Below are 15403 nucleotides of genomic sequence, written 5' to 3'. Positions count from 1 at the left end.
TCTGCCCTGCCGCCCTACTCTGTTATATGCCATTTTTTCAGAGTCTGATATACAGAAAAGACCGGCAGCCCGACCACATTATAGTAGTCCCCCTCGATTCGTTCTATGAAAGCGGCAAACTTGCCCTGAATCCCGTAAGCACCCGCCTTGTCCATAGGTTCTCCAGACGCGATATACGCCCGTATCTCTTTTTCCGTCATGGCATGTACATACACCTTTGTCCTGACCGCTTTCTTTACACACTCTCTTTTTCCTCTTGTAAAATACAAAGCTGCTGTACCTGTATAGACCGCATGTTCTCTTCCCTGGAGCCCCTGCAGCATAGAAAAAGCCTCCGCTTCTCCTCTCGGCTTCCCCAAGATCTTCCCATCCTGTACTACGATCGTATCCGCTCCGAGGATGACTTTGCCCTCCCGTTCTTCTTCGGTCAGTTTCTCCGCCACATACTCCGCCTTTAAAAGCGCCAGCTCCTGAACGATTTCTTCCGGCTCTGTACCATGGCTGACTTCTTCCTGCTCGCTGACCATCACGTCAAAATCGATCCCTATCTGGGTAAGTAATTCTCTGCGCCTGGGCGACGCAGAAGCAAGGATCACTCGTTTCATCTGCTCTTCTCCCTTCTTTTCTTCCTCTCACCGATCCCAAAATGTATCATGATCACAGTTACTGCCAATAAAGGCACGCTTAAGATCATCAGGATCCCGGTCGTCCACTCCGGCAAAAAGGCATTTTCTAGATCTACCACCACGGTTCCAAACAGATTATACAAAAAATGCATAAAAATCGGAACAAGCAGACTGTCATATCGCCATGCAAGATATCCCAACAGGAACCCTAACAGCGCCGCATAAACGCCCTGTATCAGATTCTGGTGGAAAATACCAAACAAAACAGCCTGCAGCAGATTCGCGAGCACAAAACATGCTCCCGCCCGCCGCAGATACCGCATGATCAGACCTCGGAATATGATCTCCTCTGTCAACGGCGGCAGGAGCAGCGTACTTACTGCCCACAAAAACGAATATTGCGTTATCCCTGCGCCTTCGACCATGGAATTGTATTCCTGCAGCGTCTCCGGACTGACAAGCTGAAAAAACACAAAAACCAGAGAGGTCGCATGCTGCATCGCCACGGTTAAGAGAATCGTCCAGCCAAAACATGCTCCCGACAGCCTCTTTGTATTCTCCTTCCAATACGTACCCACCCCTTCTCTATATATAATGGCAAAATAAAACCATATAGAAAACAAAAGCAGAACGGGCAGATATATCATAATAGAATAAAAATTCATATGCTCCTCAAGGAACAGATAGACCGCCTCTGTTCCCTGCTCTCCCCCGATGAGCGCTCCTTCCAGCATCGCAGCCACCGACCAGAAAATCCCCAGTCCGTTCATCAGCCCCATCAAGGCGATAAACACCAAGGCCGCATACAGATAGTTCCTCTTTTTTTTCATATCTTTGTCCTCCTTTGCAGGTCGTGCCTTACAGGCGGGCGGGCTTCGCCCGACAAGGTATAGGTTTATCTTATGTATCTTTCCTACTTTTGTCAATCTGTGTCTTTACGTTCTCTTTCTTTTCTTCTATGATAAAAAAGAGAGGAAATATTTCTAAATTTTTCTTCTAAGTCTTACCACAAAAGAAAGGATTTTTTATGTTGAAAATCATTGTATCCCCGGCAAAAAAAATGCGGATCTGTGAGGAATATCCCTGTGGATTGACAGAACCTGTATTTCTCAGCAAGACCAAGCACTTACTGGAATTTTTAAAGAAGCAATCCATTACGGAACTGCAGGCGCTCTGGCAGTGCAGCGACAAGCTTGCCCAGGCAAACTTCCAGCGCCTCCATACCTACCATTTATCTCAGCAGACGACGCCTGCTCTGCTCGCCTACGAAGGCATTCAATACCAGTATCTTTCTCCTTCTATTTTTTCCGATACGCAGTGGGAATATGTAAACCAACATCTGCGGATCCTCTCCGGCTTCTATGGAATCTTGCGCCCCACAGACGGCGTCATTCCATATCGTCTGGAAATGCAGGCAAAGCTAAAAACAGACACCTTTCAGGGGCTCTATGATTTCTGGGGAGATCTGCTTTGTGAGGAACTGACAGGGGAAGACACTGACGAGCTTATCAACCTAGCTTCCGCTGAATACAGCAAGGCAGTCCTTCCCTATCTGCCGGCGCATATCCGCTGCGTGACCTGTATTTTCGGAGAACTGCTGAACGGCAAAGTAAAAGTTAAAGCCACACAGGCGAAAATGGCGCGCGGAGAAATGGTGCGCTGGATGGCGGAAAAACAGATAAAAACAGCCGCAGAACTTACCGCTTTTTCCTCCCTTTCTTATCGTTATCATCCTGAACTATCCGATACAAATGAATTGGTATTTATAAAAGAAAGCGCACATAAGGGGACTGACACACTATGAAAAAGTGGTACGCAGCCTATCGGCATCAATTTTAATTTTCATTGTTTTCCGAAAATCGGCAAAATCCGTCCATTTTTCGGCTTTACATTTCTCTGTGGTTTTTTGTGGTTTTTATTTCTTTATTATGTGGTTTTATACCAGTTTCTTCAAACTTTATATTGCTATTCCCTTGTGGTTATTGTATAATACCAATATAAATATCGTTTATAAGGAGAACATGCCAAATGAAGCGTTCGAAACGAATCGAAGCATTGGACAAACGTCCGGTAAATCTGGACGGCTACATCAACGAATGGCCGGAAATGGGCTTTGTCGCTATGAAAAGTCCCTATGATCCAAAGCCGTCTGTCAAGGTAGAAAATGGAAAGATCACCGAACTGGATGGAAAGAAACGGGCAGATTTTGACTTTATTGACCAGTTTATCGCTGATTATGCGATCGACCTAGACCGTGCCGAGACTTCCATGTCTGTCTCTTCTCTTGCTATTGCCAGGATGATCGTAGATATTCATGTTTCACGAAAAGAAATCTTGGATTTAATCTCCGGCATCACGCCCGCGAAAATGGCAGAGGTGATGAACCATCTAAATGTCGTGGAACTGATGATGGGAATGCAGAAAATACGGGCAAGAAAAACACCGGGGAACCAGGCGCACATCACCAATCTGAAGGACGATCCGGTACAGATAGCCGCAGACGCCGCAGAAGGCGCTCTTAGAGGCTTTGCCGAGGAAGAGACGACCATGGGTGTTGCACGGTACGCGCCTCTGAGTTCTATCGCTCTGTTGATCGGCTCTCAGGCAGGACGTCCCGGCGTGCTGACGCAGTGTTCCGCAGAAGAAGCGACGGAACTGGAATTAGGGATCCGCGGACTGACAACCTATGCAGAGACACTCTCTGTATATGGTACGGAGAAAGTCTTTATTGACGGAGATGACACGCCGTATTCCAAGGCATTTTTAAATTCTGCCTACGCTTCCAGGGGATTGAAGGTACGTTTTACTTCCGGCTCCGGCTCTGAAGTATTGATGGGAAGCAGTGAGAAGAAATCCATGCTGTATCTGGAATGTCGGTGTCTTTACGCTACGAAAGGCGCCGGAAGCCAGGGGATCCAGAACGGAAGCGTAAGCTGTATCGGTGTCACAGGCTCTGTTCCTTCCGGTATCCGGGAGGTACTTGCGGAAAATCTTGTGGCAGCGCTGCTCGGACTGGAATGTGCTTCTTCCAATGACCAAAGTTTTTCTAATTCAGATATGCGCAGGACCGCGCGTACCATGCTGCAGTTTTTACCGGGAACAGACTTTATCTTCTCCGGTTATGCCGCAGAACCCAATTACGATAATATGTTCGCCGGTTCCAATTTTGACGCGGAAGATTTTGATGATTACAATGTACTGCAAAGAGATATGCAGGTAGACGGAGGTCTCCGTCCCGTCACGGAGAAAGAAGTCATCCATGTCAGGAACCGAGCCGCCAAGGCAGTACAGGCAGTTTTCCAGAACCTGGGGCTCTCTCCTGTCACAAACGAACAGGTCGAGGCCGTCACCTATGCCCACGGAAGCAAGGATACGCCTGCCCGAGATGTCACCGCTGATCTGATGGCGGCAGAAGACGTATTAAAAAGAGGACTTACCGGTATCGATGTGGTACGTGCTCTGGCAGAAACCGGATTTGAAGATATTGCCTCCAGCGTACTCAACATGCTCAAACAGCGTGTAGCAGGAGATTATATGCAGACAGCCGCTATACTGGACGAGCAGTTCCATGTGCTCTCTGGCGTCAATACGCCGAACGACTACATGGGACCGGGCACAGGATATCGTGTCGAAGGAAAACGCTGGGAGGAGATCAAGAAGATCCCTCACATCATCAATCCGAAAGATATATAGGAGGACAGGAAATCATGCAGATCAATGAAGATTTAATCAAACAAATCACAACCGCCGTCCTGACACAGATGGGACAGACTGCTTCTTCCACAGATGCCTCCTCCCCGGATGCTTCTTTGTCTGAAGAGAATATTTCCCTGGCAGGAAAAGAGCGTATCAATGAAGAAAAAACTTCTTACCGAGCGTATCCGCGCGCTGTCAAAGGCACAGACCCCAAGGAAGTCGTGATCGGCGTCGGCGCCGCTTTCCAAAAGGAGATCACGAAAACAATCAGCGGGATCCCGCTGGACGAGGTACTCAGGAATGTAAAAGCAGGGATCGAAGAAGAAGGAATGCTGCCGCGAGTCGTCAAGATCCTGGATACGTCCGATGTCTGTTTCATGGCATTGGAAGCGGCAAAACTCTCTGGTTCCGGCATCGGTATAGGTATTCAGTCCAAAGGGACGACTGTCATCCACCAGAAGGATCTGTACCCACTCTCGAACCTGGAGTTATTCCCCCAGGCTCCTCTCATGACGTTGGAAACTTACCGCCAGATCGGAAAAAACGCGGCAAAATATGTCAAAGGGGAACAGGTGGTGCCTATCCCCTGTACAAACGACCCTATGTCCAGACCAAAATATCAGGTCAAAGCGGCGATCATGCATATCGCGGAGACAGAACAGCTGGACCCGGAAACCGGAATCATTGAATGGGAGGGAAAATAAATGCAGTACCCTTTAGGCGAACTGGAAAAGGAACGTATCACTTCTAAAACAGGAAAAAAACTCACGGACATCACACTGGATGAGGTCATGAAAAACCATATCTCGCCGGATGACATCAAAATATCAAAAGAAATACTCCGCGCACAGGGGCAGGTAGCAAAAGAAAACGGCAACGCCCCTATGGAAAAGAATTTCGAGCGCGCCGCAGAACTGGTAGATGTTCCAGATGATGTGATCCTGAAAATGTATGACAAACTACGCCCGAACCGTTCTACAAAGTTAGAATTGGTAATGATGGCACAAGAACTGTTAGAAAAATACAACGCAAAAAACTGTGCAAAGCTTGTGATGGAAGCTGCAGAAGTGTATGAAAAGAGAGGTATTTTACTTTGAAATATATCGCAGGAGTTGATATTGGAAATTCCACAACAGAAGTCTGCGTGGGAGAAGCTGCCGAAAACGGAGCACTTATCTTCCGTGCCAGTTCTTCATGCCCTACTACGGGCACGAAAGGTACCCTGGAAAATGTACACGGCATAAAGACTGCGCTCTCTCGCGCAATGGAAAAGATCGGAGAAGGGATCTCCAGCCTGCGCTGTATCCGTTTGAATGAGGCGGCCCCTGTCATCGGGGACACCGCTATGGAGACGCTGACAGAGACGATCATCACCGATTCTTCCATGATCGGACACAATCCCTCCACTCCTGCCGGCGCCGGCCAGGCGGCAGGCGAGATCCTGCTGTATGACAATCTGGTCCGCGCTGTCAAAGACACGCCTTATATCATCGCTGTATCCCGGGAGCATCCTTATGAGGAAATCGCCGCACAGATCAATCTTTTGGCGCAGCAGCTTAAGATCACAGGCCTCATCCTGCAGGCAGATGAGGCGGTTCTTGTCTATAACCGCCTCCGCAAAAAGATCCCGATCATCGATGAAGTCCTGCATATCGATAAGCTGCCGGACGGGGTACCTGCCGCAATAGAAGTCGCACTTCCCGGGCAGACTATCCGCATGCTCTCCAATCCGTATGGAATTGCCACACTTCTCAATCTAAACGCAGAAGAAACACGTACTGTCACCCCGATTGCCAAGAGTCTGATCGGAAAACGCAGTGCCGTCGTCTTAAAGACACCCGGCGGAAATGTGCATGAAAATGTGCTTCCCGCCGGAGAAATCTACTTAAACGGCAGCCAGACGATCTCCATCAATCTGGATGAAGGCGCAGACCAAATCATGAAAGCCGTATCTGATGCCGGCAGTATATACGACATCAGCGGACAGCCTGACACAAACGTCGGCAATATGTTCACCCGTATCAAACAAGGTATGCATGCTTTGGATCCTGCCGCCTCGGCAGATATACGCATTACCGATATCCTGGCTGTAGATACACTGGCTCCTGTACTTATTTCCGGCGCTCTCGCCGGGGAGACCTGTCTGGAAAAAGCCGTAGGGATCGCAGCCATGGTCAAGACACAGAAGCTCCCTATGCAGGAGATCGCAGCTCGTCTGAAAGCAGACTTAGGCACAGAGGTCACTATCGCCGGAGTCGAGGCTGTCATGGCAAGTCTGGGCGCCCTGACCACACCGGGCACACAGCTTCCTCTTGCGATCCTGGATATGGGAGGCGGCTCTACCGACGCCGCTGTTATTTCCGAAAACGGGCAGGTAACGATGACACACCAGGCCGGCGCCGGAGAATTAGTCTCCATGCTCATTGAAACAGAACTGGGACTCGGAGACAGGCGGATCGCAGAGCAGATAAAGAAATATCCGCTTGCTAAAGTGGAAAGCCTGTTCCATATGCGTATGGAAAATGGACAGATGACCTTTGTCGAAGAATCTATCGATCCACGCTTTTTCGGCAGGGTGATCCTTCTGACTGAACATGGATATGTCCGCATAGAGCAGGATATACCGATGGAGAAGATCGTCCAGGTACGCCGGGACGCAAAGCGAAAAGTCTTTGCCGCAAATGCCTTCCGGGCGCTTAGGCAAGTCGCTCCGGGACACAACTTAAAGAATATTTCCAATGTCGTATTGGTAGGAGGTTCAGCACAAGATTTTGAGATACCGGAAATGCTGATGGAAGAATTGGCAGAATACCGTATCGTATGCGGACGCGGCAATATACGCGGCACAGAAGGTCCACGCAACGCAGTTGCCACCGGACTGGTTCTCTCCTATGTTGGTGAACCCTCTGCCTAGGAGAAACAAAGTGTCTTTCACACTTTCCTCTATCTCCATAAAAGAAAAGGAACAAACAGATGATTATAAAAAAGCCCTCTATTTTTATTTATACACATGAGGCAGATTCTGCCGTACTGCGAAACGTATGTGCCGGGATCGAGGAAGAAGGTGTCTTCTATGAGACAACAGAATTTCCCGATACCTGCATGGAAAAGCTTGCCTATAAGGCGGCAAGAGATTCTATGCTTGGTTCGGGTATCGGCATCTTCGGTACCGCCGTATGCTTAAAAATGCGGGGACTGGAAAAGGGACGCAACATAGACAGTTATCTTCATCCCACCTGGGAAGAAGCCCGCAATATCGGTTCAAATAGCGCGCGCGCAGTCAAAAAGCTGCCGTTTCGATAGGAAAATAAGGAGGACGATCCTATGAACATATACACAAAACAGGGAGACCGCGGAAAGACTTCTCTGATGAATGGAATCACGGTTTCTAAATCTGACGATCGTATCGAACTGCTCGGTACGATCGACGAGTTAAGCAGTCATCTGGGACTTGCAAAAGTGCTCTGTGACGAACCTTTACACAGCCAGATCTCACAGATACAAAAAAATCTGATCCAGATCATGGCCAAGATCGCCGACCCACGCAATCTGGACTATAATCTGGATCCTAAGGAAACTGCTATATTGGAAGAGTCGATCGACCAAATGGAAGCGTCCTTTCCTCGTGCCAAGGAATTTGTTTTATACGGCGGCTGTGAACAGTCTGCCCGTCTGGATGTGGCACGCGCCGTTGCCCGGAGAGCCGAACGGCGTTTCCGTAAAGTGGAACAGAATTACGGCTGTGACGCAAAGGCCATGCAGTATATAAATCGGCTTTCTGATTTTCTGTATATAGCGGCACGTTTTGTTGACTATCAGGCAATGCATACACAGGAAGGAACGATCAAAGAAACTGTCGTACAAAATCTATTGAAAAATAAATAGACTCTGCTACACGATCGTTCCGCTGTTTACAATTGGCTGCGCATCTTTATTTCCGCACAATACAACCAAAAGGTTGCTTACCATCGCAGCTTTTCTATCTTCATCCAGTTGGACGATCTCCTGCTCGTTTAATCTGGCAAGCGCCATTTCTACCATTCCTACGGCGCCTTCTACAATCTTCTGCCGCGCGTCGATGATCGCTGCCGCCTGCTGTCTCTGCAGCATTGCAGAAGCGATCTCCGGCGCGTAAGCAAGATGTGTAATCCTTACTTCTAGAATCTGTATTCCCGCATTTTCCGTTTTTTCCTGCAGTTCCCGGCTCATGATCTCGGCAATCTCCTGGCTGCTTCCCCTCAGCGATTTTTCATCCCCTTTCGCACTCGTATCATAAGGATACTTACGGGCGGTATTTCGTATGATCGCATCACATTGAATAGATAAATAGTTCTTATAATTCTCTACATTGATCACCGCCTTGGTCGGGTCACTCACCTTCCATATTACGACTGCGCCGATTTCCACCGGATTGCCAAGCTCATCATTGACCTTTTGTTTCTCATTATTGAGTGTCATTGTACGCAATGATACTTTTTTATTTGCCATACTCACAGAAGCAGACCGTGCCGAGCCGTTTGCCGTCACAACAGGCGCTGCCGGGCGTACTGTGGGGTTGAGCGCTGTGCAAAATGGATTGACCCAGAAAAACCCTGCTTCTTTTATCGTTCCATAATATGTTCCAAATAATGCAAACACATACGCCTCGTTTGGATTCAACACCTTCAGTCCACATAAACCTATGATAGAGATCAACAGCAATGCAATCCCCAGCATAAGTACCGTTCCCATAATTCCTCCATTCACCTTTTCATATGAATAAAGGAGAGGTCCTGCGATCATAAGACCAATACTTATTATCATCCCCAGGATCCATAATAACAACATGCCATATCCATTTTTTGCCTTTACTGCTTTTTCCTTTCCTACTTGCTTTTCTTCTCCGTTCATCCGATAACCTCCTTCGCTTTCTCTATGATCTCTTTCGGAAAATCTGCAAACTCCAACAATTTTATCGCATTTTGTGAAACAGACGGGCCTTTCTGTATCTTATAACTAAAATAAATGTCCTCATCTCCGATTTCTTCACTGAAATGGTAATTCTCATACTCGTCTGCCAACAGTTCCGTCAGTTCTCTGTCATGGGTTGCCACAAATGCGATACAATTTTTATCATACAGATATTTCAGTATCGCCATAGAGGCTCGTATCCGCTCTCCTGTATTCGTTCCACGCAATATCTCATCGACTACACAGAGCGTCGTTTTTTCCTCCGACAGACTGTCCAGGATCCGTTTTAGATATTTGATCTCTCTAATAAAATAGCTCTCCCCGGCAAACAGATCGTCTTTTACCGACATGGAAGTGATCACCTGGCATTTCGGCAGTTTCATCTCCCCGGCCGTACATGTGTGTATAGACTGTGCCAGGATCGCGCAAACCGCTACTGCCTTTATAAAAGTAGATTTCCCAGACGCATTGGAACCGGTAATAATGCAGCCCCTCTCCAGGAACAGCGAATTTTCCACCGGCTGTTCTAAAAGCGGATGATAGATTTCCTTCATATCGATGATTTTCTTATCTTGAAACTCCGGTATGCAGTACCAAGGCACACTTTCTCTGAAAGACGCAATACTGACAGCCATATCCAGTTCTCCGATGGAACGATATACGATCATATAGTCTTCTATATCTTTACATAGTTTTTTAATAACCTTATTGTATGTAACAATCTGCCACATCGTCACACCCAGAATATAATCCAGCAGTATACCGAAAACATCTCCTGAAAATCCCCCGTTTTTTTGCGACTGCAGCAAGGTAACACTGCGTGTCACATTTTGTAATGCCCGCAGACTCTTCTTTAACTCCGGATATAGATCAGCTACCACTTCCTTCTTCACAAGCTGTCTTCCATGTCTGAGCATATCCACCGCCGTTCCAACCATCTGCAGTTCGACCTCATACCGCATTTTCAAAACAGCGTACAAGACCAGATTCACTCCAAATACTGTACACAGCAATGTGCTTGTCACGGTCCCCGGGATGATAAAGAAGAAGATAAGCGCCGCAAAGAATAAAATTTGCAGTGTCTGATAGAGCCACGTATGTTTCATCCGATATTCTTCCAACGCGTCCATGTAGGATGGGATAAAATACGAACCTCTGTATTTTCCGATCTTCATCAGTTCCCTTTCGATGTCCAGACGGTCTTCTTCCTTTTCTGCTGCCTTGATCTTCCGTTCCAACTGTCTGTATTCTGTATCAGAAAGCTGCCCTTTACGGAGCTGGGCATATAAAAGTTCTTCCCCCGCAGATGTGTCACACTGATTGATCCGGCAGAAAACAGCATCCATAGACAAGTCATTCCAGGTAATATCATCCACGCCCGGCGTATCCACAAATGTCTCGTAATAATTTCTTATGTTTTCATTAAATTCTATGTCCGGTGGAACTGTCCCGAACTTCTCTTCAAGATATATTTTCTGCTTTTTTCGCACTGCTCGCCTGTTCAGCAAAGAAATTGACAGTGCAAACATACATATACCCGCCGCAGTCAAAATACCAACCAATATTACGCCTCCCTTTTGTATTATCATGTTAATACAATAGTACTGGCATGATCAATTGTCAATAGAAAAAATATTTTTTCTGTCTTCGGCACTTTTTCTATACTCTTGACATACTGCTGCCCAACTGCTATATATAACATAAAGATGAAAAAAAGAATTCTGCACTACAAAATTCTGCACTTTTGACTATCAATACACGAGGTATGACAAATGACGAAAAAAAGATCTTCCACACTCAAAAAAACACGAAAAGCACTGTTTCTTTTTTTAATTCTTTTGGCGATTTACATAAGTGCCATTGTGATTCCTTATATTCCACATAAAAAAGTCTCTGAAAATTTTAAAAAACAATTTCAACCGGATTCTTGTTATGGAGATTCCCCCGGAAACGAACGGATTGCCTATATTACAGACAACATGGAGGCGCTTCTTTTTCGTCTGAAGCTTATAGAGAGCGCAGAAGAAGAGATCATCCTCTCTACTTTTGACTTTAATGCAGATGAAAGTGGAAAAGATATGATGGCCGCCCTGTTACATGCAGCGGACAGAGGCGTGCACGTCCGGATTGTGGTAGATGGGATCAGTGGATTTCTGGATATTAAAGGCGATCCCTTTTTTCAGGCTTTCGTTTCCCATGAGAATATCCAGCTGAAGATCTATAATCCTGTCAATTTATTAAAACCATGGAAACTACAGGCCCGGCTCCACGACAAATACCTGCTCATAGACGATTCCATGTATATGTTAGGCGGGCGTAATACGACAAACCTATTTTTAGGAGAGTATTCTTCTCACCAAAATATAGACAAAGAATTATTTGTCTATGAAACTGCCGAAGCTTCCGGCACGTCATTAGCACAACTGCGGGAGTATTTTGAAACGATATGGGCATTGCCTGACAGCAAAGACTTCCTTTGTAAAAAGGAAACCCAAAAGATACAGGACTGCCGGGACACTCTGAAAAACCGCTATACTACTCTGCGTTCCGATTATCCAAAAGCCTGGGAAGAATGGGACTGGAATTCCTGTACAATGTCTGCCAATAAGATCACACTTCTTTCCAATCCTGTAGAAGCCCAAAATAAAGAACCTCATGTATGGTATTGTATCACACAGCTCTTATATACCGGGCAGGATGCATTGATCTATACACCTTACATCATCTGTGGAAAGGAAATGTATCAGGATCTTACTTCCGCCCGCCAGTCGTTGTCCAGTCTGGATATCATCACCAATGATGTCTCCAGCGGAGCGAATCCCTGGGGATGTACAGACTATCTCAATCAGAAAAAACGTATCTGGGATACGAATGTACGCGTGTATGAATATCTGGGACCGCACTCCAACCATACAAAAGCAATCCTGATCGACGACCGCATGAGTATCATCGGTTCTTTTAATATGGATATGCGCAGCGCCTATCTGGATACAGAATTAATGCTCGCGGTGGACTCGCCGGAATTAAATCAAATCATGCAGAAGATGGCGGTCACAGACAAAACCTACAGCCGCTATATGGATGCAGACAGCGGTAACTATCAATATGGAGAAAACTACGTTCCAAAAGAAATGTCCTTTGGGAAAAAAATCTTTTATGCGCTGCTACGTATCATAACCTTACCGCTTCGCAGATTTTTATAATCTTTTCCACTTTTTATTATAGAAAGTATGAGCCTGCAGCACAAAAACTTCTATAAAAAATCTGAGTGCCAACAAAATCGGCACTCAGATAAAATCATATATTGTATTAGAAAAAAATAGGGTATACTCGTTCAAACATGCCACAGTACATACGCATGCCATGTACTATATTCTATGCTTTTTTTCTGGCATACAGGATTGCCGATCCAATACCTACACTCAGCACCATAGCCGCCAGAAGTCCATATGTACTACTGTCATCTTGCGTCTGCGGACTCACTTTTTCTCTGTCGTTCTTTTTCTTCTTTCCGCCTTCATCTGAACTTTCTTCCTTGGGAATCTCCTGATTCTCAAAAGAAGCATACGCTGTATCTCCATCCGGTATGACTCCCGCGTCCCCCGTCTTTGTTACAAGATACTCTTTACTTTCTTCTTCCTCCACCGTATAAGAAATTCCGGCGGGAAGACCGGAAGCCGTCTTGCTCTCGCTGTGTTTTAACGTAAAGCGGGCTATCCCTTCTATGAATTCCATATCCCCATATGCTCCTGCTATCGTTGTATCAGACAGCGTAACGGTAAAAGGAAATGCGCGATCTTTATCTGCGCCTGCCACAGTCTTTGAGACAATAAGATTACCGGATGGCTTTACTCGATTTTTAATCGTAAGTGCCATCCTTTTATTTTTCTCATCTCTTGATACATCTGTGTATTCTACCAGATATTCATCTCCTTCTTCTATTGCTGTGATTATCATCCCTTCGCTCAATGAATCTGGATTAGGCAGCTGTGTAAAAGAAGCTTTCCATCCATTCTCCTGATTCAGTGTCACCGTATCCAGAGTATACTCCCCGATCTTCAGGCGTACAGTTACTTCTTTTTTCTGCTCTTCTGGAATTCCATCTGCCCATTCTTTATATATATCCAGATTCCATTCATCCTGCGGTATTCCGATGATAACAGCTCCATTAGATCCCACACCGCCTCCCCGCGGCGCCATGTTTCCTGTTACAAACAGCTGTGCTTCCTTCCGCGCCAGCTGTGCTGCTTCCTCGGATACAACAGATTTAAGGGCGATTCCTTCTTTATTATTCTTAATCTCTGTGATCCTTTCGCCAGGATCATGCGCATCATATCTGGCAGAATCATCCGGCAGTCCTAATACATTGTTCCACTCAAGCGTTGTGGTATACGAACCGCCGTCCTTATACCACGAAACTTCTCCACCGCCCAGCATACGGTCTGCCAGCGTCACAAAATGATTCTTATTCTCCTGAGGTACTGCTACGAAATCATCCCCTGCAGCTTCCGTTTTTAAACCTGACTCTGCCTTTGCCTCATTTCCAAATACTGCTCCGCCATTTGTCACAGTATTCTGGGCATCTCCCGTCGGACAGAACCATAAGCCGCCTCCTAGAATTGTTGCCGTATTTTCTGTGATCAGCGTATCATACATATATAATCTATATGGAACAGCGCCTACATACACACCGCCCCCTTGTCTATTTGCAGTATTGTTTGTGATGTATCCCGCGTGCAGCACTACGCTGTCAGAGCCAACATAGATTCCTCCTCCACATCCTCCATCATTTACTCCGTTTCCAATTGCCATATTGCCATCAATTTTCCCGCCATTCATGATAAATTCTGCCGGGAAAAATTGTTTCCATCTATCTATATCATACACCCCGCTGCCGCCTGCAGAATAATATAAATCATATGTCGCGATACCTCCGCCCGTCCACGCCTTATTATTCGTAATCTCTCCATCTTCCATAGTAAAAGAGGCCGGACCGATCACCGCAACTCCACCGCCATATGCCTGTGCTGTATTTTCCGTAATTTTCCCGCCATCCATCTTCATAACAGCCAGGGAAGTAAAATCCGGATATGCCGATTCTCCCAAAAACACACCGCCATAATACCCATGATTGCCTCTGATCTCCCCTCCGCTCATCTGAAAACGGGAATTGCCTTTAGCTTCCACAAACACAGCCGCATTGTTAATCTGCCCTTCAGGACATGTATCATTGTCCATAATATATCCGCCCTCCATTACAAACGCGGCTCCTGCAGAAACTCTCACAATACCGCCAAACTGTTGGGCATATACATTTTCTTTCACCACGCCGCCCTTCATATTAAAATCGGCATTCTTTCCTGCTATAACAATGGTCCCTGTCCAGCTATCATTACAATAATTGTTTTGCAGCGTACCGCCTTCCATAACCAATTGTCCGTTACACGTGATCATCTGCCCCGTATCCTGAGAATGATAATGGGTAAAATTCTCTCCATCCATGATCAGTAATTCATCCTGCCCCGGAATACTTGTCTTTAAAGTCAATTTTCCGCCTTCTTTAATTTCAAACATGCGTTTTGCGTCAGGCACTCCGGAAATCGTCCTAGCCGTCCCATCATCGACGATCGTAATATCCTGTCCGTCCTGAATAATGATCGGTTCCTCCATGACAATATCATTTCCAAGTGTCACTACTATCGACCCGCCCGCCCCTTCGACAACCTGTTTTAATTCTTCGAAAGAACTGACACCCATGCTCGTCCTTGTATTATCCGGTTCCTGCGCACATACTGATATGCCAAAAACAAAAAGAAAGCTGCTCAAGACGAGCCCGCTCCACAAATTTTTCCACATTGCCTTCATACTTTTCCCCCTTAATCAGCTAATTGCATTATATTATATTGAAATATTTTCATTCTGAACCAACAATTACAAGCAAAAAATACCAAAAAGGTCAATATATACAATTTTTTTAATACTATATACAATTTTTTAATATATTGTTATTAAGCATAAAGACATGCAGGCAAATTAAACTTTTCCCGTTTAACAATGCTTTTCTGCTCCGGCTATCCAAGAATTTCAGCCGCAGGGAACACAAAGCAAGCTGGAAGAATTTTTTTAGAACA

General features: G+C 46.0%; 13 protein-coding genes. 8 read left to right on the top strand and 5 right to left on the bottom strand.

Features of this window, described 5'->3' with window-relative positions; all coding sequences use genetic code 11:
* Positions 1-14: 14 nt before the first annotated feature.
* Positions 15-605, bottom strand: a complete 591-nt coding sequence (locus BN3282_RS06410) for a Maf family protein (RefSeq protein ID WP_059067591.1) — start codon at positions 603-605, stop codon at positions 15-17.
* Complete coding sequence (locus tag BN3282_RS06405; protein ID WP_059067589.1) at positions 602-1456, bottom strand: CPBP family intramembrane glutamic endopeptidase; 855 nt, start codon at positions 1454-1456, stop codon at positions 602-604. Before BN3282_RS06405 ends, BN3282_RS06410 begins: the two co-directional genes overlap by 4 nt.
* Before the next feature lie 197 nt (positions 1457-1653).
* Here BN3282_RS06405 and yaaA point away from each other — a divergent pair, with 197 nt between their 5' ends.
* The 7 genes from yaaA to BN3282_RS06370 all read left to right on the top strand — a co-directional run bounded on the left by yaaA (position 1654) and on the right by BN3282_RS06370 (position 8207).
* Positions 1654-2430 (top strand): peroxide stress protein YaaA, encoded by a 777-nt coding sequence (yaaA, locus tag BN3282_RS06400; RefSeq protein ID WP_059067588.1) that lies wholly within the window; start codon positions 1654-1656, stop codon positions 2428-2430.
* Positions 2431-2654: 224 nt separating this feature from the next.
* Positions 2655-4319 carry a propanediol/glycerol family dehydratase large subunit gene (locus BN3282_RS06395; RefSeq protein ID WP_059067586.1) on the top strand — a complete coding sequence of 555 codons (1665 nt, stop codon included), beginning with the start codon at positions 2655-2657 and terminating at the stop codon, positions 4317-4319.
* A gap of 14 nt (positions 4320-4333) precedes the next feature.
* Positions 4334-5026, top strand: coding sequence for a propanediol/glycerol family dehydratase medium subunit (locus BN3282_RS06390; RefSeq protein WP_059067584.1), 693 nt, complete (start codon positions 4334-4336; stop codon positions 5024-5026).
* A complete protein-coding gene (locus BN3282_RS06385; RefSeq protein WP_059067583.1) occupies positions 5027-5419 on the top strand; it encodes a diol dehydratase small subunit in 393 nt (130 codons plus the stop codon).
* The gene (locus tag BN3282_RS06380; RefSeq protein ID WP_059067581.1) at positions 5416-7236 is read left to right on the top strand and encodes a diol dehydratase reactivase subunit alpha; all 1821 of its coding nucleotides are present in this window, start codon (positions 5416-5418) and stop codon (positions 7234-7236) included. Before BN3282_RS06385 ends, BN3282_RS06380 begins: the two co-directional genes overlap by 4 nt.
* Positions 7237-7295: 59 nt before the next feature.
* Complete coding sequence (locus tag BN3282_RS06375; RefSeq protein ID WP_059067579.1) at positions 7296-7625, top strand: glycerol dehydratase reactivase beta/small subunit family protein; 330 nt, start codon at positions 7296-7298, stop codon at positions 7623-7625.
* Between the two features lie 21 nt (positions 7626-7646).
* Positions 7647-8207 (top strand): cob(I)yrinic acid a,c-diamide adenosyltransferase, encoded by a 561-nt coding sequence (locus tag BN3282_RS06370; RefSeq protein ID WP_059067577.1) that lies wholly within the window; start codon positions 7647-7649, stop codon positions 8205-8207.
* Between the two features lie 6 nt (positions 8208-8213).
* On the opposite strand, the gene BN3282_RS06365 is transcribed toward BN3282_RS06370, so the two are convergent.
* Both BN3282_RS06365 and BN3282_RS06360 read right to left on the bottom strand, forming a co-directional pair.
* A complete protein-coding gene (locus BN3282_RS06365; RefSeq protein ID WP_059067575.1) occupies positions 8214-9212 on the bottom strand; it encodes an SPFH domain-containing protein in 999 nt (332 codons plus the stop codon).
* Positions 9209-10861 carry a MutS-related protein gene (locus BN3282_RS06360; RefSeq protein WP_082667495.1) on the bottom strand — a complete coding sequence of 551 codons (1653 nt, stop codon included), beginning with the start codon at positions 10859-10861 and terminating at the stop codon, positions 9209-9211. The genes BN3282_RS06365 and BN3282_RS06360 overlap by 4 nt, the downstream gene beginning before the upstream one ends.
* A gap of 249 nt (positions 10862-11110) precedes the next feature.
* Between BN3282_RS06360 and BN3282_RS06355 the strand changes: the two genes are divergently transcribed.
* Complete coding sequence (locus BN3282_RS06355; protein ID WP_330382163.1) at positions 11111-12475, top strand: phospholipase D-like domain-containing protein; 1365 nt, start codon at positions 11111-11113, stop codon at positions 12473-12475.
* 172 nt (positions 12476-12647) lie between these two features.
* On the opposite strand, the gene BN3282_RS06350 is transcribed toward BN3282_RS06355, so the two are convergent.
* The gene (locus BN3282_RS06350) at positions 12648-15137 is read right to left on the bottom strand and encodes a DUF7601 domain-containing protein (RefSeq protein ID WP_059067569.1); all 2490 of its coding nucleotides are present in this window, start codon (positions 15135-15137) and stop codon (positions 12648-12650) included.
* Between the last annotated feature and the right edge of the window lie 266 nt (positions 15138-15403).

The sequence above is a fragment of the Mediterraneibacter massiliensis genome (assembly GCF_001487105.1).
Taxonomy (GTDB): Bacteria; Bacillota; Clostridia; order Lachnospirales; family Lachnospiraceae; genus Mediterraneibacter; species Mediterraneibacter massiliensis.
This window is presented reverse-complemented; position numbering and strand designations above follow the sequence as displayed.

Bases quoted from the DNA above. Each gene is read 5' to 3' on its own strand.
- BN3282_RS06375 (WP_059067579.1), top strand. From the start codon at position 7,296: ATGATTATAAAAAAGCCCTCTATTTTTATTTATACACATGAGGCAGAT.
- BN3282_RS06370 (WP_059067577.1), top strand. From the start codon at position 7,647: ATGAACATATACACAAAACAGGGAGACCGCGGAAAGACTTCTCTGATG.
- BN3282_RS06390 (WP_059067584.1), top strand. From the start codon at position 4,334: ATGCAGATCAATGAAGATTTAATCAAACAAATCACAACCGCCGTCCTG.
- BN3282_RS06410 (WP_059067591.1), bottom strand. From the start codon at position 605: ATGAAACGAGTGATCCTTGCTTCTGCGTCGCCCAGGCGCAGAGAATTA.
- BN3282_RS06350 (WP_059067569.1), bottom strand. From the start codon at position 15,137: ATGAAGGCAATGTGGAAAAATTTGTGGAGCGGGCTCGTCTTGAGCAGC.
- BN3282_RS06395 (WP_059067586.1), top strand. From the start codon at position 2,655: ATGAAGCGTTCGAAACGAATCGAAGCATTGGACAAACGTCCGGTAAAT.
- yaaA (WP_059067588.1), top strand. From the start codon at position 1,654: ATGTTGAAAATCATTGTATCCCCGGCAAAAAAAATGCGGATCTGTGAG.
- BN3282_RS06365 (WP_059067575.1), bottom strand. From the start codon at position 9,212: ATGAACGGAGAAGAAAAGCAAGTAGGAAAGGAAAAAGCAGTAAAGGCA.
- BN3282_RS06405 (WP_059067589.1), bottom strand. From the start codon at position 1,456: ATGAAAAAAAAGAGGAACTATCTGTATGCGGCCTTGGTGTTTATCGCC.
- BN3282_RS06385 (WP_059067583.1), top strand. From the start codon at position 5,027: ATGCAGTACCCTTTAGGCGAACTGGAAAAGGAACGTATCACTTCTAAA.
- BN3282_RS06360 (WP_082667495.1), bottom strand. From the start codon at position 10,861: ATGATAATACAAAAGGGAGGCGTAATATTGGTTGGTATTTTGACTGCG.